Source organism: Lewinellaceae bacterium, assembly GCA_020636105.1.
Lineage (GTDB): Bacteria > Bacteroidota > Bacteroidia > Chitinophagales > Saprospiraceae > BCD1.
The window spans coordinates 1,243,420-1,266,557 of sequence record JACJYL010000001.1; the positions used below are offsets into that span (position 1 = coordinate 1,243,420).

At 44.1% G+C, this 23,138-nt stretch carries 14 protein-coding genes; 6 read left to right on the top strand and 8 right to left on the bottom strand.

Annotation, left to right across the window (positions count from 1 at the left end; all coding sequences use genetic code 11):
- Positions 1 to 87: 87 nt before the first annotated feature.
- Positions 88 to 498: a four helix bundle protein gene (locus H6571_04580; protein MCB9322999.1), complete on the bottom strand. Its 411-nt coding sequence runs from the start codon at positions 496 to 498 to the stop codon at positions 88 to 90.
- Positions 499 to 648: 150 nt separating this feature from the next.
- A complete protein-coding gene (locus H6571_04585; GenBank protein MCB9323000.1) occupies positions 649 to 4,974 on the bottom strand; it encodes a fibronectin type III domain-containing protein in 4,326 nt (1,441 codons plus the stop codon).
- Between the two features lie 417 nt (positions 4,975 to 5,391).
- Between H6571_04585 and H6571_04590 the strand changes: the two genes are divergently transcribed.
- On the top strand, positions 5,392 to 7,131 hold the full coding sequence (locus tag H6571_04590; GenBank protein ID MCB9323001.1) for a hypothetical protein: 1,740 nt from the start codon (positions 5,392 to 5,394) through the stop codon (positions 7,129 to 7,131).
- Positions 7,132 to 7,636: 505 nt separating this feature from the next.
- Here H6571_04590 and H6571_04595 read toward each other — a convergent pair.
- Together H6571_04595 and H6571_04600 are read right to left on the bottom strand one after the other, a co-directional pair.
- Positions 7,637 to 8,326 carry a nicotinamide mononucleotide transporter gene (locus H6571_04595; protein MCB9323002.1) on the bottom strand — a complete coding sequence of 230 codons (690 nt, stop codon included), beginning with the start codon at positions 8,324 to 8,326 and terminating at the stop codon, positions 7,637 to 7,639.
- Positions 8,327 to 8,375: 49 nt separating this feature from the next.
- Positions 8,376 to 8,759: an SRPBCC domain-containing protein gene (locus H6571_04600; GenBank protein MCB9323003.1), complete on the bottom strand. Its 384-nt coding sequence runs from the start codon at positions 8,757 to 8,759 to the stop codon at positions 8,376 to 8,378.
- Between the two features lie 460 nt (positions 8,760 to 9,219).
- On the opposite strand from H6571_04600, the gene H6571_04605 reads away from it, so the two are divergent.
- Complete coding sequence (locus H6571_04605) at positions 9,220 to 10,089, top strand: sigma-70 family RNA polymerase sigma factor (GenBank protein MCB9323004.1); 870 nt, start codon at positions 9,220 to 9,222, stop codon at positions 10,087 to 10,089.
- Between the two features lie 88 nt (positions 10,090 to 10,177).
- Here H6571_04605 and dnaE read toward each other — a convergent pair whose 3' ends face one another.
- Positions 10,178 to 13,708, bottom strand: a complete 3,531-nt coding sequence (gene dnaE, locus H6571_04610) for a DNA polymerase III subunit alpha (protein MCB9323005.1) — start codon at positions 13,706 to 13,708, stop codon at positions 10,178 to 10,180.
- 338 nt (positions 13,709 to 14,046) lie between these two features.
- Between dnaE and H6571_04615 the strand changes: the two genes are divergently transcribed.
- Together H6571_04615 and H6571_04620 are read left to right on the top strand one after the other, a co-directional pair.
- On the top strand, positions 14,047 to 15,255 hold the full coding sequence (locus H6571_04615; protein ID MCB9323006.1) for an MFS transporter: 1,209 nt from the start codon (positions 14,047 to 14,049) through the stop codon (positions 15,253 to 15,255).
- Positions 15,256 to 15,535: 280 nt separating this feature from the next.
- Positions 15,536 to 17,401 carry a peptidase M61 gene (locus H6571_04620; GenBank protein ID MCB9323007.1) on the top strand — a complete coding sequence of 622 codons (1,866 nt, stop codon included), beginning with the start codon at positions 15,536 to 15,538 and terminating at the stop codon, positions 17,399 to 17,401.
- A 73-nt stretch (positions 17,402 to 17,474) separates the two neighbouring features.
- On the opposite strand, the gene H6571_04625 is transcribed toward H6571_04620, so the two are convergent.
- The gene (locus tag H6571_04625) at positions 17,475 to 17,897 is read right to left on the bottom strand and encodes a hypothetical protein (GenBank protein ID MCB9323008.1); all 423 of its coding nucleotides are present in this window, start codon (positions 17,895 to 17,897) and stop codon (positions 17,475 to 17,477) included.
- A gap of 144 nt (positions 17,898 to 18,041) precedes the next feature.
- On the bottom strand, positions 18,042 to 19,676 hold the full coding sequence (locus H6571_04630; protein MCB9323009.1) for an acyl-CoA carboxylase subunit beta: 1,635 nt from the start codon (positions 19,674 to 19,676) through the stop codon (positions 18,042 to 18,044).
- A 409-nt stretch (positions 19,677 to 20,085) separates the two neighbouring features.
- Here H6571_04630 and H6571_04635 point away from each other — a divergent pair, with 409 nt between their 5' ends.
- Both H6571_04635 and H6571_04640 read left to right on the top strand, forming a co-directional pair.
- Positions 20,086 to 21,399 (top strand): adenosylhomocysteinase, encoded by a 1,314-nt coding sequence (locus tag H6571_04635; protein ID MCB9323010.1) that lies wholly within the window; start codon positions 20,086 to 20,088, stop codon positions 21,397 to 21,399.
- Positions 21,400 to 21,518: 119 nt separating this feature from the next.
- Positions 21,519 to 22,406: a DUF1684 domain-containing protein gene (locus H6571_04640; protein ID MCB9323011.1), complete on the top strand. Its 888-nt coding sequence runs from the start codon at positions 21,519 to 21,521 to the stop codon at positions 22,404 to 22,406.
- A 7-nt stretch (positions 22,407 to 22,413) separates the two neighbouring features.
- On the opposite strand, the gene H6571_04645 is transcribed toward H6571_04640, so the two are convergent.
- The gene (locus H6571_04645; GenBank protein ID MCB9323012.1) at positions 22,414 to 22,752 is read right to left on the bottom strand and encodes a hypothetical protein; all 339 of its coding nucleotides are present in this window, start codon (positions 22,750 to 22,752) and stop codon (positions 22,414 to 22,416) included.
- Positions 22,753 to 23,138 lie beyond the last annotated feature (386 nt).

Genomic DNA, 23,138 nt, shown 5'->3' on the forward strand with positions numbered 1-23,138 from the left:
TCTTCGTTTTTTGGGGAATTACACAAGGCTTCGCCTATCCTTTACGAAGCAGGGGGTGGCTCCAAAGGCCACCCCTCTGCCCCAAGGTTACCCGGCCGCAGCCTGCTTAACCTCGGCTTCCCGCACTGCGGTTTCTATCGCCTTTCCCTTCAGTTTACTTCTGAAGGCCAGCATCATTTTCATCAGGTCAAAGGATTCTTTGTGAAATTTTTCGAATTCGTCTGTAGTAATATACGCCCGGTTTTTAGCCTTGTAAAGGCCCGTCACCATTTCGGAGAGCGAGCGGATGGCCTCCCCCACCATTCGTTTAAATTCACTCCTGGGCTGCCCCGTCGATCCCACTGAAATGTTCAGAGCAATGTCATCGGCTGCGGTTTGAATCTGGTTAAAAAGACCCAGGCTCTCTTTTTTGGAGCAGTTTTTCGACAATAAATGGACCTCTTCTCCGATTTCCATGGCTTTCTGCCAAATGTTCAGGTTTTCAAAATTGAATTTCATTGGTTAAAATTTATGAAGGTTAAAAAATATATTTCACGAACCATTTCTATGGCTTGCAAAAGGAGCACCATGCACCCACCGAAGGCTTGCTGCCTTCAACAGGCGCACAGTGCACCACAAAAGCCAAATGATACCAATCACTAATATCGTTTACAAATTCCTCAGGATCTTATCAATGCCTGCCAGAATGCTGGATTTCACCATTGGGATGATCTCCTCGTTTGTCTTGTCCTGGGCCACCTGCGACCCGATGTAATCCAACAGGTCGATTTCCTTATTCATCAAGGCGGCAAGGAAGGGGATGAGGTCTGCATTGGTCTGAATTTCTGCCTTGAGATCCTGCACCCCTTTCATTTGCCCGTAGGCGAACACTTTTTCGTAATAATCACCAGATACATCGATCATGGATTGCATAACCTCGCTGTTGGTCCCAATCGTTTCCATCTGGTCGGTGAGGTCTTCTTCTTCCCATTCTACTTCCTCAAAACCAACAGGTTCTCCTTCAGGAGTTTCCGCGGAGGCGGCATAAATGCCATTGTATTGAACATCAAAATCATGCAGGTTCCCCGTTGCCGATTCATAATCAGCAATGATCTGGTCCGACTGGAGGCTGAAATCCTGATCCAGCTGATCGAGGGATTCAATGATGATATTAAGCACCCTCGCAAGCAGTTCGGTCATCGCCGCCTGGAAGTTTTGGTTGGCGGTTTCAAGAGCAGCCTGTGCCGCAGCAATATCCTCGGGGTTGCCGGTGGCCTGGGCCGTGGTCAGGGCGGTTTGGGCATCCTCTAACTGCTGAATGACTTCCTGTGGAAGATAAGGGCCGAGGGTGGCAATGATCTCATCAATGATCTCGAGAATCCCTTCCGCTTCGGCCAGCAAGTCATCAAGGCCTTCCAGCCCGTCTACAATGTCTCCAAGCAATGCCGCGGTTTCCTCACTGATGGCCTGCAGTCCAACACCCGTCACCACTACCTTTCCGTCCACCACCCGGTATTCATTATTGACCTTGAGGTTGTTGAATTTTACATTCACCCGTGCCCGGTTAAAATAAGGGACGGGAATGTACCCTCTTCCGGTAAATTTGCCAATCTGCCCGCTGACCTGCGTAACCAGCACCCCAAAGTCTCCCACTGTAATGGAGTCACCGGCATGTAAATAATCCAGCGGATAAAAATTCTCGGGGTCAAAAATATTCACAGCCAGTCCACACTCGAAATATTCATTATGGAGTGAATTCCTGCCGAGCAGAAAAGTATCCTGATCTTCATTATACAGCAACCCGGCGCTCAGGCAATTCTCGGCCACCCGGTATTCGTAAATTTTATTGGTTTGCAAGTCAGTAATTTCTGAATAATCGTTTCCCGTCTCGATCACTGCCCATGCCGGAGGATGAAGGGTATCCTGCAACCGGTACTCTACCTGGTAGTGATTTTCCCCGGCAGAAGCCTGCCAGGAAATGATAATGGAAGAATGAGAATCCATGTATTCTTTGGTGACCTGGAGGGGGGCAATGCACTCGTCGGTTCTGAATTCGTAAATCTCCGACCAGTCGGTCCATCCGAAATTATCGCAGGCTGTCCGGACCCGATACTGGTAAGTGACATTGGAAGCGAGATCATTGAAATCGTATCCCGGTGAGATGGAAGTAAAGGTTTCCCAGGAGGAGGTTCCTTTTTCCCTAAGCTCAACCCCATAGGTTTTGTCGTTAAAGCGGGCATCCCAGGCAATAGAAGCCGTATCTGTCCCGACAAAGGTCGCTGAAATACCCTGGGGAGCTTTGCAATTGGCCCGGGTGAGAAACTGCTGTATTTCAGCATCCGTCGTCCAGCCAAATCCTTCGCACCAACTTTCTACTTTAAAGTCATACCATTTATCGGGCACCAGACCTTCGATCAACAATTCAGGATCAAGACAAACCTGGTACACCCAGCCATCAGTGGTTATCGTCGAGGCAATTTTACCCACCGTTCCTCCTTCCAGTTGTTCCGAAATGAACGGTGTTCCATCGGTACGGCGATAATACAGGCCCCATTTTAAGGGACGTTCTGCGGCTTCCCATGCCAAACGGGCAGAAAATGGGGTCACTTCCGTCAACTGATAATTGGCCGGCGAATCACAACTTATTTCCGTATGAAAAAAACTCACTTCAGTATATGCCGACCATTCACTTGTTTCGTCGCATTTCACACGAACCCTAAACTCGTATTCCGTATCATCCAAAAGCCCTGACAAACTCCGTGAAGGGGTGGTCATTCCCTTAACGAGCCAGGTTTCTGTAAACCGCTGGCGATAAGCGAATTCATAACGAATCCCAAGGTCGGGGGTACAGTTCAGGACTGCCTTGCTTGGGGTTATATGATCAGCCCAAATGGACGCCGGCGGGGCACAATCCGTCAGAAATGAACCGGTAGGACTCCAATCCGACCAAACGTCCACACAATGCTTCGAAATATTGTACTGATACCATGTATTGGATTCCAGGAAATCCAGGCCCAATTCCGTAGCTTGAATAAAAGCGACCTGCCATACCGCTTCTCCGACTGCCCTGTAGCGAATGGAATACTGATCGGTGTCGTTTCCTGCTGAATCCTGCCAATCCAGATAGGCACTGTGGAAGGAAATGTCAGAAACCGTTTGCCCTGAGATAGTATTCCCCTCACAAAGTCTGTCGGTGGTAAACTCATACACAGGGGTAAATCCCCCCCATTCTGCGGTGCACAATACCCGTAGTTTGCATTCATACGTCGTGTTAGGCGTTAAGCCGCTGAGCACCACAAAAGCATCCGTTGTACTCTCGCTCAGCCATTTGTTGGAACCGACGGACCTGTATTTTAACTCATAGGTCGTGGCATAAGAAAGGGCCGCCCACTCAATCCTTGCCGACTTTTCGTCTTTGTCTGCCACCCAAACGGCATTGGGAATAATACAGCTGGTGTTAAATTCAATGGCTGCCGACCAATCGGAAACCAGTTCCGGTGCACAAAGGGCTCTTACTCTGGCTTCGTAAACCAATCCCCCTTCAAGATCACCGATATACCCGTTTAATGAATCAGCAGAAATGTCATCCACCTGTTTCCATTCCGGGTCATTGAGCAAATGGTATTCGATCTGAAACCCTGTGTTCACCTGCCCGGCAATATCTCCCCAAAACATTTGAGCCATTACTGGGTAATCTGCCACCACCGAAAGACTTGAATTCTCAGGGGGATCACATTTGGACACCGGGGATTGATCCGGGCACACCCAAAAATCGAAGGACAGTTGTTGTCCAATAATATTCGGGGAAGGACTGCCCTGTCCATAAAATCCCGGTTGGGGCGTGGGCCCTCCCAGTTCAGGAGACAGGCAATGATCAGAAAAGGCAGAGGAGGTCACCTCCAGCGACAATGGAACATCAGAAACGTTTTCTGCCGTCACCACAATGTGGACGAAACAATACCCATAATCATCAGTCGTGGAGACTATTTCCGTGACGGTAAAATCCCCTATGCCCAGGTTATTAAGCGAAAGCTCCGGCGAACCTCCTGGTGGCACCTGAATGTTATAACTGGCTTTTTGGCAAACCAGCGTCCCATATTCAAAATCACAAAATTCGGCACAAAAGGTCGCTTCCCACTGATAACAACCGGCGACACCCGGCGTTCCGTAGGAGAAATATTCAATCTCGCTCCACCCGCCGTTTTCAAAGGCTTCATATTCTGCCACGTCTCTTACCCTAACACGGATGAGATACTCCTGCCCTTCCGTCAGTTGGGGATCGAGATCAGTGTATTGATAAATGGTTTGAAAAGTGGTGGACGAAAAAACCGGCGCATTGGAATTGACAATGATATCGTAACTAAAATCTGTATTTTTCTCATAGATCTCAATATCATAAGCTACCGCAAAAACACCGCTATGCTGAGGTGTCCATCTGATCAGCAGATTCTGGGGAGAAACGACCGTTTGTTCTCCAAGAGGAGACAGGATCAATGGAGGAGGATTCAGCTGAATATTTCCCGTAACAGAAGATTTATTGGAAACCGCCTTATCCAAAACAGCATCATGAGCCGTAATGCTGATCACCACCGGCCCGTCCGGCAGTTTACCACCCTGGGCAATAAAATCTTGTTTGGAAATCCCCGAAAAATCCAGCTTGTCGGGATCGATCAGTTCCTGTAAATCTATCCCAGTCAGGGTAACAGGCTGGTTTTTATACAATTCGAGGTACTTCCCTCCTACCAGGCCTTGTTTGCTTTTAATGAGATATCCCTGCCCGGAAATCTCCAATTTGACTAACACAGGATAAACGGGTCGTTTGTCTGTGGACAATAAGGTGACGAACATTGAATTCGTTTCGGAATAATCGGACAGGTAAGGGTTGAAAGAGGTTACCTGTACATTGGAGGTCACTGCAAATGACTGAGCAGCCAGTTGAATCCGGCCCAATAACAGGAAAAGAATAAATGGAAAAATGAAGGTAATGTTTTTCATCTGGTTGTGTTTTTTAATTTAATTGACAAAATCCAATTTGAGGTCATTGGGGTATTTTTCAATGGCACATCGATCGGAAAAGATTTCACTCCAATAAATCAGGCATTCCCATCAAAGCACCCTAATAAAAAGGTAAAAAGGCAAAATTTTCAATGCATATCCATTCGTTTTCGGTGTTAAATAAATACTGATCTCTATACATAAAAGCCGCGAGATTGCCGAATGTGACATTTTTTGGACTACTTTTTTAAAAAAAATCTGTTTTCATTTTACGCTTGCTTTTATATTAATTTTCATATACTTTTGTCAGATACTCCAATATTCAATCTGGCATTTCTTTCATATAAATCCTTAATTTACAGTCAATAAGGTTAATTTTTTCAATCGATCTTTCCTTTTCACAACCACTGAAAGATCATGAAAAACTATTCTTTTACCCTGACCATCTGCATGGTATTTTTTCTTTTTTTTGAAAAGACTGAATTAAAATCCCAGAGCCTGGAATCCTTTTTCGGGGGCATAAAAAACCGAATCCAACAAAAGGAATGGGTTAAAATTTCGGGAGGGATCCGTGCCGCGATACTAGGTAACTTCATGAACGGGATGGACAGACGAGCCGATCCTTTTTCCTTTCGAATGAATGCAAGCCTGAACCTTGATATTTTAGGCATCAAAGCCCCGTTTTCGGCGAGTTTTTCAGATGGCAACAAGGTTTACAAACTTCCTTCCTATGCTTTTTACGGCATCAGCCCTTCCTATAAGTGGATAAAGCTCCACCTGGGAGACCGAAGCATGGAATTTTCGCCCTATACCCTGTCCGGACACAATTTTTTTGGTGCAGGGATGGAGATAAGTCCCGGAAAATTCAGGTTTAGCGCGATGAAAGGCATACTAAAACGGGCTGTGGCGGAAGACCTGAACCATTTACAAAATATTGAACCTTCTTTTACCCGTTCAGGTTGGGGCATTAAGGCCGGTTATGAATCCGACCACAATATGCTCGAATTCATTTTATTTAAAAGCAAGGATGACCCACTGTCCATTGCTGTGCCTATTGAAAACATGGATCTACATCCCCAGGAAAACACCGTTTTGGGGCTGAAAGCAAAACAAACCATCGGGAAGTTGATCAGCCTCGATATCGATTACGGATTCAGCGGGCTGACCAGGAATAGCAGCAGTCCTGTATTGGAAAGTCTTCAAAAAGATTTTATCAAAACAATGGGCGGCCTTTTTCAACCCAAAACATCCTCCGGCTTTTATCATGCGATCAAAACCAGCCTGGGGATAAACACAAATTTCGGGCAGGTGGGATTCAATTACGAAAGGATAGATCCTGGGTATAAAACCCTGGGGACTTTATTTTTTAATCATGATGTGGAAAATTTCACCTTGAACACGAGTACTTCTCTGTTCAAAAACAAGGTCACCCTATCGGGCAATTTCGGTCTTCAACGCAACAACCTGGGCAAGCTGGAACATCATACCAATAAAAGGTTAATTGGCTCTATGAATATGGGGATTCAGGCCGGCGAAAGGGTGAATTTTAACCTGGCATGGTCAAATACCAGCAATACCAGCCGGCTGCGGGCCCTTACGCTGCCTGGTTTGAATGTCGATTCACTCATTTTGGTGCAAACCAACAGCAGCGCCAGTTTAAATGGCACTTTTAATTTATCGAAGAGTAAAGAAAGGCAATCCACCTTATCGGGGATGTTTAGTTACCAGCAGGCCAGCAGTATCGAAAATGACGAGGTGAATGAAAATCAGTCCACCGCCTATTATATGGGCACCCTTTCCCACATTTACAGTCTTCAGGCGTCGGGGATGAGTATTAATTCCTCATTCCTGGTCAATTATGGTCAGATTCCGGGGCTCAATATTTTAACGTATGCGCCCAGTATGGCAGTGAGTAAAAAGGTCATGGACGAGCAATTGAATTTAACGGCTTCTTTTGCTTTTTCCACGATTTTGTCCAATGGCCTTAACACCAATAAAATAGTGAATGTCCAGTTGAGCGGGGGAATTAAGTTGTTTGAAAAACAACAACTGAATGTAGGATTTTCCTATGTAAACAATAAAAGTAATGCAGCGGACCAGGCGTATCGTGCCTTCAGGGAATTGAATGGTAATTTGAGTTATAGCTGGAGTTTTTAGATTGTTGCCGGTGGGCGAAAGGAACCAGGGAACATCAAAACATCAACATTGGATATTCTGCATTAGGAGTGTTCAGAAAAATATTTTGAACATTATTTTTAAGAATCAGCTATGAAATTCACCCAGGACCGAAAGTATAAAGTCAATTTTTTGTTTTTTTACCCGCTAAGTTCGCAGATGGAGCATCCCGTACCACCGGTCGGGATAAAGCGCAGTGATCGCAAAGATTTCTCTACGGCCTCAGCGGTTAAATTCTTCCGTTAAAATTTTTCTGCCCCCCCTAATTCTGTATTTAGAGCTTGTCTAAAATTCCATCAATTGGCTGCAAGCGGCAAATTTCATCCTGCTCTGCGTTAAAAAGCCTCGCCTTACCTTCCAGGTATGCCTGCGTTTTTTGCCTTGATCAGAATAAAATTTGCTCACTTTCGCTCAATCATGGAAATTTAGACAAGCTCTTATTATTCTGCGCTTCTGCTGGATTTGTTTATCTCTTTTCTACGTAAGTTTACTCTTTCAACAACTTTTTCCACTCCCGGTATCCTTGGACGGCCAATACCAGGAAAATAGCATATTGGATTCCGGTGAATCCATAGCCTTTTACAAAGTACAAAGGCACTGAAACGATATCCCCCGCGATCCAGAGTTTCCAGCTTTCAATTTTTTTATTGGCCATTTGCCACATGGCGGCGAAAAATACCCCGGTGGTAAAAGTATCGAGATAAGGTGTGATCTTTCTAAAATCCTCCAGGCTGCCGGAAGTCATATTCTTGTAGGTATACTGAATACTTTCGGCGATCCCCAGTTCATTAGGCATTACATTATAATAACGGTATACAACGATCACAAACAAGGAAGTAAAGATGAAAATGCCAAAGGCCTTTATTTTATCACGGGTTCCGGAGCGGGTAATCGGAATATGATGTTCATCGACGAGGCGACTCCACATGTACCAACCATAAATACTCATCAACGTGTAATAAATGTTGATGATCAGGTCGCCGTAAAGATTCCAGCGAGACAATAAAAACACGTAAATGACAGTACTAATGATCCCAGTAGGATAAACGAGTATGTTTTCTTTTTTGGCGTAATAAACACTAATCACCCCAAAAAAGGCAGCAATGAACTCCAGCACAACCATTATAATATCGGCCCCACGATAAGGCTGGATAAAAAAGTCTAAGATTTCGGACATCGGAAGTAATTGTGGGCAGACTATGCCGTGCAGGTAAGCCGGTTAAAGGTTATCCACCGGTTTCTATTCGGAGTTTTTCGATTTGAGTTTCCCATAGTTGTTTTTGGTCATCTACCTCATCATCATCCGCAAAGTCTGTAACAAAAAGGATCGTTTCACCCGTCACCGGAGAAGTATCCATCCTGAATTCCAGAAACTCGTCTTCATTCTCAGCATCCTCCCATTGAAACCTGATAAACTCACCTTCCTCACTTTCGAGCACTTCGGCCACTTCATCACTTCCGCTCCAAAAAAAGGTGTACTTTCCGCCTGGTGTGATATCCACGTCATCACAAAACCACCTGACAAGGCATGCAGGGGTCGTAATAAAATTGTATAGAATATTCGGTGAGGCCCTAAACAGAAATTCCAACGTATATTTAACTCGATTCATTAACACTACTTTTGACCGTAATAAAAAGGAAATAAATGGTTTTTCCAAATTTATTTATTCTAAAAGACTTTTCAAAGTAAAACAAAACTATTATTAATCCTTTTTGTTTACCTTATGAAATTACACGGAACAAGCTGTAACTGAATTGATTCAGACGCAAAAACAAAGTATATACTGTATAAAAAAGTCCAACTATTACCCCTGTTCATTTGTTAAAACTTTAAATTTATTTAACAGAATAATATTTTGGGCTTGATTTCTAAATCTAATTACCTTAATTTTGTGCGCGAAAACACTCAGGGAGAAATTGGAGAAGCACAACACGATACGTACCAAAGTCAATATCATAATATCTAACCTATTTCACAGCGAAGGACTGTATCGTAATTTCCCACCGATAAATAAACCCTCTACGGAATTTAATCTTGTAAAGAAACAAATAAAAAAGCAATAATACTGTATGAGACAGCTAAAGATTACGAAGTCTATCACCAATCGTGAGAGTCAGTCACTGGAAAAATATTTGCAGGAAATTGGGAAGGTAGATCTTCTTACCCCTGAGGAAGAGGTGGAGTTAGCCAAAAGAATCAAACAAGGGGATCAATCAGCGCTGGAAAAACTTACCAAAGCCAATCTCCGTTTTGTTGTTTCAGTGGCCAAACAATACCAAAACCAGGGACTTTCATTAAGTGACCTGATCAACGAAGGAAATTTGGGATTGATCAAAGCCGCACAACGTTTTGATGAAACAAGAGGATTTAAATTTATTTCCTATGCCGTTTGGTGGATTCGTCAGTCCATCCTGCAGGCGCTGGCCGAACAATCAAGAATCGTAAGGCTTCCTCTCAACAAGGTGGGGTCTCTCAATAAAATCAACCGGGCTTTTTCAGAACTGGAACAGGAATTCGAACGGGAACCCTCATCTGATGAGTTGGCAGAAGTGCTTGAAATCCCTTCCAATGAAGTTGAAATGACCCTTGGCGTAGCCGCACGACACGTATCCATGGATGCTCCATTTGTCGATGGAGAAGATAATTCATTGCTAGATGTGCTGGAAAACAGCAGTACTCCCAAAACAGACCAGGAACTGGAATATCTCGAATCTCTAAGAAGGGAGATCGAACGCTCTCTTTCTACGCTGACCGATCGTCAAAAAGATGTTATAAAATTATATTTCGGTATTGGCGTCGAACATCCAATGTCTCTGGAGGATATTGGTGAAAGATTTGGCCTTACCCGTGAAAGAGTAAGACAGATAAAAGATAAAGCTATCAATAAATTGCGGTCAGCTAGCCGCAGCAAATTACTTAAACACTATCTTGGTTCTTAATAGAACCGAACTTTGAGGGTTATCTACAAACACACACATTTTTTAAAGAGGCTTAATTGTTTACAATTGAAGCCTCTTTTTTTTATATCTAATTCAACTTATAATCCAGCTTTAACCTGGCCAACTCCTGGATAAACTCATTGTCTGCCAGTACCTTCCTGTCGGCAGAGAGCATTTTAAGACTTATCTTATTGTTATAATCCAGCAATTGTATGCGCAAGCGGTGTTTCCCCTTGTGTGTTTTGCATAATTTGTCTATGCTATCAATGAGTTCCGGCTCCACCTTACTCAAAGGAATTTTTATAGTGATGGCGTCGGTTTTATCTGAAGCAACCCCCTCTAAAAGACTGATTTCCTTTATTTTAAATTCCATTTCGTCCCCTTTCCACGATTGCTCGAATTTACCGTTGAGAAACAGCACCTTGCCCGGTTCAAGCAGATGTTTGTGTTTTTGATAATCATTACCAAAAAGCCTGAACTCAACGCTGTTGGTGTAATCACTTATCTCAAAAAAGCCCCAGCCATTCCCATTTTTACTGACGAGGTGACGGGCATTGGTCAACATGCCGGCAACATTGATGGACTGGCGATTTTTATATTTTTCGATATTTTCGAGTTCACAGGTGGTAAAATTTTCAATTTCCAGCCGGTAATCATCCAACGGATGCCCCGAAATATAAATTCCGGTTACCATTTTTTCCCGGTTGAGCTGTTCAATCAAGGGCCAGGGGGGTTGTTCCGGAATTTTAGGCTCAGGAATCATGATATCCCCTGTTTCTCCAAACAGAGAATTGACCGATTGTATCTTTTGATTCTGATAAGCATTTCCATACTTCAATGCATGTTCGATCAGGGTATCGTATTTTTCAGAAGGGGCAAAATACTGGGAACGCTCAACACCTTCGAAGCAATCCAATGCGCCGCCGGTAATGAGGCTTTCCATGACTTTTTTGTTTACCGCCCGGAGACTCATCCTCCTCATGATATCAAAAATATCGTTAAAAGCACCTTTTTCCCTTTCTTCAAGGATGGCTTCAACAGGGCCCTCTCCCACTCCCTTTAAAGCAGAAAGACCGAAACGTACATGCCCCTGTTTATTAACTGAAAAGTCTGACACACTCTCATTGATATCGGGACCCAATACGGTCAAACCTATTTGTTTGCATTCCCGCAGGAAAAAAGTAATTTTTGAAATATCACTTTTGTTGCGTGTCAGGACCGCAGCCATGAATTCAGCAGGATAATGGGCTTTTAGGTAGGCCGTCTGAAAGGCGATAAATGCATAACAGGTGGAATGCGACTTATTAAAGGCATAGGACGCGAATGCCTCCCAATCCTTCCATATTTTATCCAGTACTTCTTTAGGATGACCAAAGGAAGCCCCGCCTTCAATAAATTTGGGGTAAAGCGCATCGATGATGTCTTTTTTCTTTTTTCCCATCCCTTTTCGAAGCATATCCGCCTCCCCTTTTGTGAACTTGGCCAGCTTTTGGCTGAGCAACATCACCTGCTCCTGATATACTGTAATCCCATAAGTTTCCTTGAGATATTCCTCCATCTCGGGAAGGTCATAGGTGATCGGGGACCGACCGTGTTTACGCTCAATAAATTCAGGGATGTATTCTATCGGGCCAGGGCGATACAATGCGTTCATCGCGATGAGATCTTCAAAAGTCGTTGGCGCGAGGCTCTTCATGTGTTTTTGCATCCCGGGGCTCTCATACTGAAAAATCCCGATGGTTTCCCCTCTTTGGAACAGTTCATAAGTCTTTTGATCCTCGAGGTCAACCGTATCCACGTCGAGTTTCACCCCATGGTTTTCTTCAACCATTTTTACGGCATCCTTGATAATGGACAAGGTTTTTAATCCCAGGAAGTCCATTTTCAACAATCCGGCGTCTTCCGCAACACTGTTATCAAACTGAGTCACCAACATGCCCGTATCCTTATCTGCTTTGACGGGAACGTATTTGGTAATTTCATCAGGAGTGATCACTACTCCACAGGCATGAATCCCTGTATTTCTAACCGATCCTTCGAGCTTCATAGCCGTCTTGATCATCTCCGATACCTGCCCGCCATATTCTGCCAATTGCCGAAACTGGTTTGCTTTTTCCACATCCTCCCCATTCATCTCGCCCTTGAGTTTTGGATCAATGCCTCCACGAGACAAAACCCCGTTCAAGGTAGCTTTAAGGTGGCTCGGGAACGTTTTGGACACCCGATCCACTTCCTGCAGGGGAATATCCATAACCCGGCCAACATCACGAAGAGACATTCGCGCGGCCATGGTGCCATAAGTGACTATCTGGGCCACCTGGTTTCGGCCATATTTATCAATCACATAGTCGATCACCTTTTGGCGGCCTTCATCATCAAAATCGATGTCAATATCCGGCATAGAGACACGCTCCGGATTGAGAAAACGCTCAAACAGGAGGTCGTACTTAATGGGATCGATATTGGTGATCCCGTTACAATAAGCTACTGCAGAACCCGCTGCCGACCCTCGTCCGGGTCCTACCGCAACCCCCATTTGCCTGGCGGTAGTGGTAAAATCCTGCACGATCAGGAAATAACCGGGATAACCCGAAGCCTCGATTACTTTTAACTCAAAATCCAGCCGTTCCTTTATTTCAGGCGTAATGGTACCATAACGTTTTTTGGCGCCTTGATAAGTGAGATGACGCAGATATTCGTCCTGGTTTTTAAACCCGGGAGGCAAAGGAAAGGCAGGCAACAAAATATCCCGGGCCAATTTAAGATTATCGACCTTATCAAAAATTTCCATCGTATTGGCAATGGATTCAGGCACATCTCCAAAGAGTGTCCCCATCTCTGCCTGGGTTTTGAAATAAAAATCAGAGCTCGGAAATTTAAACCGATTAGGCTCGGCGATCAGGCTCCCAGTATTGATGCACAACAATACATCATGCGGAGCGTAATCCTCTTCCTCCACATAATGAGAATCGTTGGTGGCAATTATTTTGAGGTCATACTTCCTGGCCAATTTGATCAACTCCTGATTGATATCCTCCTGGCTGACACCCGAACCGTCAATATTTTCCAACCCGCGATGCCGCTGCAATTCGATATAAAAATCTTCTCCAAACCGTTCTTTCCACCATTTCACCAACTCCTCGGCTTCCTCCAGTTTTCCTTGCAAAATAGCCTGGGGAATTTCAGCACCAATGCAACAACTCGTAGCGATAATCCCCTCAGAATATTTCCCCAGCAATTCCTTATCAATTCGAGGGAATTTTCCATAGGCCCCTTCAATAAACCCAATGGAACACAGTTTTGAAATATTTTCGTACCCTTGTTTGTTTTTGGCGAGTAATAACTGGTGATAGCGATTATCCTTTTCTCCATTGGCCCGGGAAAATGATTTTTTATGGCGGTCTTCCACCATGTAAAATTCACATCCCACCATGGGTTTCAGCCCTCTTTTATTGGCTTCCGCCACGAACTTAAAAGCACCGAACATATTGCCGTGATCCGTAAGTGCCACGCCTTTCTGGCCATCAGCCTTGGCTTTATCCATCATACCGGTAATACTCGCGGCTCCATCGAGCAGAGAAAATTGAGTGTGGCAATGCAGGTGTACGAATTCTGACATGTTTTATTTGTTGTTTAAATTCTTAATTGATCTGCACTTTCAACCTTAACGGGCATTGTCTAATGGGAAGAAAGCACATGAAAACGGCCAATTTCAAGGAAATTATGCAGCTGTGATACCTGAACGGTACAGTAGGATTCGGTGATTATCAGGCAATATTGTTATGGTTCGGGGGTAAATCATTAAAAACTCTAAATTAAGTAATTCCTGAATAATAGAATGGGATAAATCCATAAAAAGTTATCCACACTATTTTTTTTCAGTGCTAAAAGGAGCAGCCGGCAACTCTTCTTTATTGTATAAATTGGCTCACTGGGATACATCCGTTATCTTTGTCGATGCAAAATAAGCAACAGGCCCTGTTTACCTTCCAATTCTTTTTGCTGTGCCTGAGCACTGCCCTGTTTTCCGCGAGTTTCAATATGATTATTCCGGAGCTGCCCGAATTTCTGACCAAGCTGGGCGGAGCGGAATACAAAGGGTTGATCATTGGATTGTTCACGCTTACGGCAGGACTTTCGAGACCTTTAAGCGGTAAGTTAACCGACAACATTGGAAGAATTCCCGTCATGGTTTTTGGGACCCTAATTTGCGTTAGCGCCAGCCTTTTTTATCCCTTTGTGACGACGGTTTTTGCTTTTCTGCTTCTAAGGCTTTTTCATGGCTTTTCTACCGGCTTTAAGCCCACGGCATCCACCGCTTATGTGGCGGATATTGTGCCGGCTGCGCGGGTGGGAGAAGCCATGGGGATTTTGGGGATCAGCATGAATTTCGGAGCGTCCATTTCCCCGCCCATCGGAAGTCATTTTGCGATGATCTGGTCTCTGGATGCCATGTTCTATATTTCTTCCGGGCTGGCCCTGATTTCTGCTTTAATACTGATCGGCCTTCCTGAAACGAAAAAAGACAAACCCCCTTTCAGCTGGTCATTATTCAAAATAACCAGACATGACATTTACGATCCTTCGGCCCTCGCCCCTGCCATTGTAACCGTATTTACTTATTCCTCCTTTGGGGTCTTGTTGACCATTGTGCCGGACCAAAGTACTTATGTAGGGTTGGAAAACAAAGGAATGTTTTTCACCGTTTTTACGGTGGCTTCTATTGCCTCCCGTTTTTTTGCAGGAAAAACTTCAGATATATACGGACCTATCCCGGTGATGAAAATCGGAGCAGTCATCCTGGCCATTGCCCTGGTAATCATGGGATTAGCCTCTTCTCCTTTCGTTTTAATGACCGGGTCGGGCATCCTCGGTTTTGCGGCGGGCATGAACTCCCCGGCCGTATTTTCGTGGGCCATAGAACGCTGTAGCCCTGCCCACCGGGGAAGGGCCATGGCTACGGTTTATATTGCGCTGGAAGTGGGTATTGGTTTGGGAGCCGTTGTTTCTGCCTGGTTATACCATAATGATTACAGCCGTTTTGGCCTGACTTTTTATACTTTTGCCGGCATTGCACTGCTTGCACCGCTTTACCTGCAATTTATTTACAAGGAGGAAAATACGGTATACCCCGGCCGAAATGACCCCGGCATCCACTCAAATTGAGGAAATTTTAGACCAATCTTTAATTTGTCTGGATAAACGACAGCCACCAAACAACCTCGCTTCAATAACTTTGTCTCTTATAAAAATTAACTTCATCCTGGAATTCTTCGATTAATTTTCAGGTGTCAGGCCACATCATCATTTCATCTACGGATTCATTTACAAGAGCTTCTGTCTTTCAGATAGTCCCGTGCAACTGGCTGGCTTTTGCGGGAATTATCTTCTACACCGGAAGCCTTAAGTAGTTCATAAATCATTTTTTTAACATAAATCACCTGACATGAAAAAATTTGAAATCACCCTATTTTGCCTTTTACTGGTTATCGGATCGCTAAGTGCCACCAATGACCCGGAACCTCTGGTAAACAATGGTTATCGTTACTTCGTAGATCTCGACAATATCGAGAACGACAAAGTACCAGTGGAATTGATCGCTCCGAAAATCGACAAACCGACCATCACCTTTTTTATGCCAAAGATCATTCCTGGCACCTATACCATTTATGATTTTGGCCGGTTCGTCAGCGATTTTCATGCTTTTGATCAAAAGGGAAATGAACTGCCGGTTACCCATTCTGATGTCAACGCATGGATCATTGGTAATGCCCGGTCATTGTATAAAATAAGCTACAAGGTGGATGACACTTTTGATAACAATCCGGGTAAACCTGTTTACGGAATGTCCGGCACCAATATTGAAGCAGGAAGGAATATCGTGCTCAACGGACACGGGTTCTATGGTTATTTTGAGCATATGAAGCAAAAACCATTTGAGGTTAATGTGCAGCGTCCCGAAAATTTTTACGGTTCTTCTGCCCTCAACCCCGTTCGGACAACAAATGATTCCGACACCTACACCACCGTTTCCTATAATCACCTGGTCGATACGCCGATGATGTATTGCAAACCTGATACTACCGTCATACAGGTAGCCGGGGCTGAAGTACTGATCTCGGTATTTTCACCATCCGGCAATATACAATCTAAATTTCTGGGAGAAAAATTCGCCCCATTACTCAAAGCTCAAAAAGATTACCTGGGTGGAAAGCTTCCCGTTGATAAATACGCATTTGTCATGTATTTTCTCTCTCCTGAAATGCAAACCGTTGGTACCGGGGCGCTGGAGCACAATTACTCCTCCTTTTATGTACTGCCTGATATGCCTCAGGAGCAAATAGCCCCATTTATCGTGAATATCGCCGCACACGAATTTTTTCACATAGTAACCCCATTGAACATACACTCCAAGGAGATCCATTATTTTGATTTCAACGATCCTGATATGTCCCGGCATTTATGGATGTACGAAGGGGTAACCGAGTATTTCGCCCACCATGTTCAGTTGACTTCAGGGCTGGCCAATCTGGATCAATTTTTAAACACCATGGCCCAGAAAATCTTCCAAACCCAAACGATCTATAATGACCATCTCGCCTTTACAGAAATGAGTCGAAATTGCCTCAAAAAATACAGCAATGAATATGGAAATGTTTATGAAAAAGGAGCCTTAATAGGCCTAGGTCTGGATATTGAACTAAGAAAGCTTTCAAATGGGGATTACGGTCTGGTAGACATGATGCATGAACTGGCCGAAAAATTCGGGAACGATAAACCTTTCAATGACAAAAAACTATTCCGGGAGATCCGGAAGATTACCTATCCGGAAATTGGTAAATTCCTAAAAACCTACGTTGGGGGTAAAACGCCCCTGCCCCTTGAAGCAATTTTCAGCAGCATAGGGGTCCGATACCAGGCCCCTGAAAAATTTATGGACTTTACTATCGGCAATGTAGGCATTGGGGTCGATCCTGAGACCAACCGTATGTTCGTTCAGGGGATCCAGAACCTGAATGCGTTTGGGAAAGCTCTGGGGTACCAGGATGGGGATGTATTCCATAAATTGAACGGAGATCTTGTACCCGAATCAGGTTTCCAGCAGTTCTTTGCTGAGGTGATGTCTAAAATGAAAGAAGGGGACCTTTTCGAAGCAGAAGTTTATAGGAAAGATAAAAACGGAGTAGAAAAACTGGTGGTGCTATCTGCCAAAACCATCAAGGTTGAAAAGACCCGGCCACCTAAACTGACGCCTTCTGAAAACCCGACCGCAGCTCAGCTAAAATTGCGGAGAGACTGGATGGGGCACTAGGATACATAACCATTTTGATTTAATATGAGTCATCCCGAATTTTGCCGATCGGCAAAGTTCGGGATTTTTTTATTTACAAAACGTCAGTATTTTCAGATCGATCTACTTCCTTAACCTTAAGAACATTTTCTTTATCTTTGGTCAATTCGAGTGCCTCGTCGTTTTGGTTGAGGTCCAAACCTCCTAAAAGAGGGGCTTTCAGAAGTTTGATCTCCTTCTTTTCGGAGGAGGACTCCCCATCTACGCTTTTCACTTCCAGGCTTGCCCATTGACGACCAACCAAAATGGTGAAAACTCCAAAACCGACCAGTTTGAATACCAGGAAAAAATTCCCACCATCAATCCCCGGAAGAAAAAGTCCGATAATGCTTAAAATGAATAAAACGGTGGAAGCCACCAAGAGGGCGAATCCTACCACAGAAACGACAGGGGCGATTTTTTTTCGGTTTTCTTTATCCTTAATTTTATCAAAAAGCTGGTGTATCCTGGCACGCATAGGCTATTTTTTATCACCACACTATAATTTCAGATTATTCGTAAAAAATGAAAAAGCCAAAATAATGTGCAGTCCTTTTACGGGAGATTTCCATAAATAAATATACGCGTAACCTCGCTAATTTCCAATTAATCCTGCACCTTTTCAGGTCTGGAGTACCCCGGGATTAAATTTCTCCACCGGTGCATTATTCGCCATTTTTATCCCTTCAGAAATCCATTTTCTGGTATCTATTGGATCGATGATCGCATCCACCCATAAGCGTGAAGCAGCGTAATAAGGAGTCGTTTGTGTTTCGTAACGCTGGTTAATTTCATCCAGCAGTTCATTTTCCTGGGCCTCCGAAATCTCCTGACCACGGGCCTTCATCCCTGCCGTCTGGATCTGCAACAAGGTTTTGGCCGCCTGGGCCCCGCCCATCACCGCAATTTTTGCAGTAGGCCAGGCCACAATAAGTCTCGGGTCATAAGCCTTTCCGCACATAGCATAATTGCCTGCTCCGTAAGAATTTCCCATTACGATGGTGAACTTTGGGACCGTAGAGTTGGAAACAGCGCTCACCATTTTTGCGCCATCCTTGATAATGCCTCCCTGCTCCGATCGGCTCCCGACCATAAACCCGGTGACATCCTGCAGGAAAACCAGGGGAATTTTCTTCTGGTTGCAATTCATGATGAAACGCGCTGCTTTGTCCGCAGAATCGGAATAAATGACTCCGCCGAACTGCATCTCACCTTTAGCACTTTTTACCAGCTCACGGCTATTGGCTACAATGCCAACGGCCCAACCATCGATCCGGGCATAAGCACAAATGATGGTTTTCCCGTAATCCTTTTTATAAAAAGTAAGTTTGGAATCGTCCACCAGGCGCTTGAGAATTTCCTCTGAATTATAAGGTTTGCCCCTGTCCTCGGGAAAATAATCATACAGTTCTTTTGGATCGAATTGTGGCGGTTTCGAGGCTTCACGGCTAAAACCCGCCGATTCAAAAGTACCAAACTTATCCATGAGATCCCTGATGGTCGCCAGGCAGGTAGCATCATCAGGCATTTTATAATCCGTTACGCCTGAAATGTCACTTTGGGTGGTGGCTCCCCCAAGGGTTTCTTTGTCAACGTCCTCCCCTATTGCGGCCCTGACGAGATAAGGACCCGCCAGAAAAATGGAACCCGTTCCTTCCACAATTAACGCTTCATCGGACATGATAGGAAGGTAAGCGCCTCCGGCCACGCAACTGCCCATGATGGCTGAAATTTGAGGTACCCCCATAGAAGACATTTTCGCATTATTCCTGAAGATACGTCCAAAATGCTCCTTGTCTGGAAAAATTTCATCCTGCATGGGCAAAAACACTCCGGCACTATCGACCAGGTAGATGATCGGCAATCTGTTTTCCATGGCAATTTCCTGCATTCTCAGGTTTTTCTTTGCCGCCATGGGAAACCAGGCCCCGGCCTTTACCGTTGCATCATTGGCCACAATGATACATTGCCTCCCACTTACATATCCTATTCCCGCCACTACACCGGCAGCCGGACACCCACCATATTCAACATACATCTCAAACGCGGCAAAAGCACCTATCTCGAGAAATTCACTGCCTTCGTCAATAAGGGCATTAATCCGCTCCCTTGCGGTCATCTTACCTTGTTCATGTTGTTTGGCAATACGCTTTTCACCTCCCCCGAGATAGATCTTCTCAAGACGGTGGTTCATTTTTGCCACCAACAATTGCATGGCATCATGGTTCTTGCTTTTTTCAATATCTATTTTTGGCATATTGTTTATTTTACGGATGCCAAAAATAAGAAGAATTATTATAGGAAAAGACTATTAAAGAGGAGAATGCAGAGAAGGAACAGGCAAAACAAGCTTCTTAACACAAAATATTTGATCCTAAAACTTTGAAGCTTGCCTTTAAACCTTCCCGGGGGTTTATTACCTCGCTATTTCAAAAAACGGGACCACTTTGGCAAATTCCAGGTTTATCATTGAATAAAAGTGTGGAGTGGGCCCCCAAAATAGGACTTAATAGCGTTGGGTAACTCCCGATTTTCGCGGATTATTATTATTAAGACACAAAAAAACACCTTTGTGTACAACCATTCTGGTTGTTTCCAGTTAAATAATTGATTAAAACAAATGAATTATCTAATTTTGTGCCGCTTTTAAAACATAAATCTATTCAATGCAAACTACAGAAACAAAATTGAAGTTTAAGGTAAAGGATATTACCCTTGCTGCCTGGGGTCGTAAAGAGATCGAACTGGCAGAAGCTGAAATGCCCGGACTCATGTCTCTCCGTAAAGAATACGGTGATTCAAAGCCCCTTAAGGGAGCACGTATCGCCGGATGTCTGCACATGACCATCCAAACTGCTGTGCTCATCGAAACCCTCCAGGAATTAGGCGCTGAAGTCAGCTGGTCTTCCTGCAACATTTTCTCCACCCAGGATCATGCCGCGGCAGCTATTGCCGAAGCTGGAATACCTGTGTTTGCATGGAAAGGGATGAATGAAAAAGAATTTGACTGGTGTATTGAACAAACCCTTTTTGCCTTTAAAGACGGAAAGCCGCTCAATATGATCCTCGATGACGGAGGTGACCTGACCAATATGGTTTTGGATCAATATCCTGAACTGGTGGAAGGCATCAACGGGTTGAGTGAAGAAACCACCACTGGTGTTCATCGCTTATATGAGCGCATGGAAAAAGGCACTTTACCGATGCCTGCCATCAATGTCAACGATTCCGTGACCAAATCCAAATTTGACAACAAATACGGATGTAAGGAATCTCTGGTAGATGCCATTCGCCGGGCTACTGACATTATGATGGCCGGCAAAGTTGCTGTGGTGGCCGGTTATGGTGATGTTGGCAAAGGTTCTGCAGCCTCCTTGCGTGGTGCAGGATGCCGGGTAATTGTTACGGAGATCGATCCGATTTGCGCCCTTCAGGCGGCTATGGACGGATTCGAGGTGATCCCTATGAAAAAAGCCATTCCCCGCGTTGACATAGTGGTCACAGCCACCGGAAACAAAAACATTGTAAATGGTGAGCATTTCAAGTTGATGAATGACAAAACCATCGTTTGTAATATTGGCCATTTTGACAATGAAATTGACATGGCCTGGTTGAACAAAAACTACGGGGACACCAAAGTGGAAATCAAACCTCAGGTTGATAAATATACTATCGACGGAAAAGATATTATCCTCCTTGCAGAAGGTCGTCTGGTGAACCTCGGTTGTGCTACCGGTCACCCTTCGTTTGTCATGTCAAACTCTTTCACCAACCAGACTTTGGCGCAGATCGAACTTTGGACCAATGCCGACAATTACGAGAATAAAGTGTATATGTTGCCTAAACACCTCGATGAGAAAGTTGCTCGTTTGCACCTTTCCAAACTGGGTGTTGAGCTGGAGGAATTGTCTAAAGATCAGGCAGATTATATCGGGGTTACCGTTGAAGGGCCTTATAAACCTGAATATTACAGATATTAAAATGAACTGCCTGCCGGAAAATTTCCTGTCCAGGTAAAATGAAAAAAAACGGGTTTTTGCTTTTTAAGTGAAAACCCGTTTTTTTTTTGTATTTTAATGTTGAATTAAAAAGGAAATATATGAGATCGAATATTTTTATTCTTCTTTTGTTAGGGAGCCTGTTTTCCTGTAGCTCAGAAAAAAACACTAATACTTACTACAGCGATATCGAACAATGGCGAAAAGAGCGGCTGGAATCCCTGACCCAACCCGATGGCTGGACGACACTGATCGGTTTGTATTGGCTGGAAGAAGGAATTCAAACTTTTGGTTCTTCAAAGGAAAATGATATTGTTTTTACTGAAAAAGCGCCCTCTTTTATCGGCACATTAAGTGTATATGGTGACAGCGTAAGCATTCAGATAAACGATACGGTGGATGTCTTGATCAATGGGGAAATGGTAAAGTCCATGAGTCTGAAAGATGATACCGAAGAAAATACCACCCTTATGCAATGGGAATCCCTTACCTGGTACCTTATTCAGCGGGGAGGCAAATACGGCATACGCCTGAAAGACAGCCTGGCTGAACAACGGTTTGCCTTAAAGGAAATTCCCCATTTTGAGGTAGATGAACATTGGAAATTTAAAGCCACCTTTATCCCTCCTGCTCCCGAAGCCACCCTAAAAGTAGAAAATATCCTGGGTCAGGTGTCGGATGATCCGCTTGAAGGTCACCTGGAATTCACGTATAAAGGGAAAAATTACCCGTTGGCGTTACTCGATGGAGGTGAAGATGCTTATTTTCTGATCATCGCAGATGAAACAACAGGGGAAGAGACTTATGGAGGAGGAAGGTATATTTATGTCGACCGTGCCGACAGTAGCGGGGTGACTTATATTGATTTCAATAAAGCCTACAACCCGCCTTGCGTTTTTTCTGTTTTTGCCACCTGCCCTTTACCGCCGCAGGAGAATTATCTTCCCTTCCGGGTTTTGGCAGGAGAAAAGGAATTGCCGCATCATTGAGCAGGATTTAAAGCCATTTTTTGAGCCTTGAAAAAAAATCATCTCCCTGTTCCGTTGTTTGTACGGAAAGCCTGCGGAGGTACGTCTGCCCGTGGACTTCGATCCAGGCATTGTAATGGCCATTTGCCAAAGGGGATGAGGGGCTGATTTGCACCAAAGTTTTGCCCTTAGACAAATGAGTCTTTTCTTCGTAAAGGCATTTGCCTAATTCATCACAAAGCACAAAAGCTAAAATCCCTTCTGTATTCACTTCGCAATGAAGGGTAATCCGGGGAGTTTGATGGTCTATTGTGTAAGTGATCTCCCCAATATATTCCTTGACCACTTTATCGTAGTTTAAACCCATGTAGTTTTCTCGTTGTAAAATCACCGCCTGTGCAAAGTCATCAAGGCATGATCCGTTAAAGTATATACTGAATTAAAGTTCCAGGTAAGGAATAAATCCGTTTTTCCTCTTTTTATTGTGCTGAGTTTATGATTTGTCTTGTATCCGGCGTCCATTCCTGTTTTGGATTAACTTTTGGACGAATAAAAACCCAAAAAGTCATTCCCGTAATGGAGCGGAAAAAAAATTGCAAGAACTAACGAAGAGGATTCAAAGATTCTCTACCGTACATTTTTTTGTCTCGCTGATCCCGCTGATTTTCGCTGATCATTTTGGGTTATTTTGCCTTATTTTTCCGAGCAAACCAGGGTATGTTACTTTGTTCTATCTGCGAGAACCAACCATAA

Bases quoted from the DNA above. Each gene is read 5' to 3' on its own strand.
- H6571_04615 (MCB9323006.1), top strand. From the start codon at position 14,047: ATGCAAAATAAGCAACAGGCCCTGTTTACCTTCCAATTCTTTTTGCTG.
- H6571_04640 (MCB9323011.1), top strand. From the start codon at position 21,519: ATGAGATCGAATATTTTTATTCTTCTTTTGTTAGGGAGCCTGTTTTCC.
- H6571_04590 (MCB9323001.1), top strand. From the start codon at position 5,392: ATGAAAAACTATTCTTTTACCCTGACCATCTGCATGGTATTTTTTCTT.
- H6571_04595 (MCB9323002.1), bottom strand. From the start codon at position 8,326: ATGTCCGAAATCTTAGACTTTTTTATCCAGCCTTATCGTGGGGCCGAT.
- H6571_04645 (MCB9323012.1), bottom strand. From the start codon at position 22,752: ATGGGTTTAAACTACGATAAAGTGGTCAAGGAATATATTGGGGAGATC.
- H6571_04630 (MCB9323009.1), bottom strand. From the start codon at position 19,676: ATGCCAAAAATAGATATTGAAAAAAGCAAGAACCATGATGCCATGCAA.
- H6571_04625 (MCB9323008.1), bottom strand. From the start codon at position 17,897: ATGCGTGCCAGGATACACCAGCTTTTTGATAAAATTAAGGATAAAGAA.
- H6571_04620 (MCB9323007.1), top strand. From the start codon at position 15,536: ATGAAAAAATTTGAAATCACCCTATTTTGCCTTTTACTGGTTATCGGA.
- H6571_04635 (MCB9323010.1), top strand. From the start codon at position 20,086: ATGCAAACTACAGAAACAAAATTGAAGTTTAAGGTAAAGGATATTACC.
- dnaE (MCB9323005.1), bottom strand. From the start codon at position 13,708: ATGTCAGAATTCGTACACCTGCATTGCCACACTCAATTTTCTCTGCTC.
- H6571_04600 (MCB9323003.1), bottom strand. From the start codon at position 8,759: ATGAATCGAGTTAAATATACGTTGGAATTTCTGTTTAGGGCCTCACCG.
- H6571_04605 (MCB9323004.1), top strand. From the start codon at position 9,220: ATGAGACAGCTAAAGATTACGAAGTCTATCACCAATCGTGAGAGTCAG.
- H6571_04580 (MCB9322999.1), bottom strand. From the start codon at position 498: ATGAAATTCAATTTTGAAAACCTGAACATTTGGCAGAAAGCCATGGAA.
- H6571_04585 (MCB9323000.1), bottom strand. From the start codon at position 4,974: ATGAAAAACATTACCTTCATTTTTCCATTTATTCTTTTCCTGTTATTG.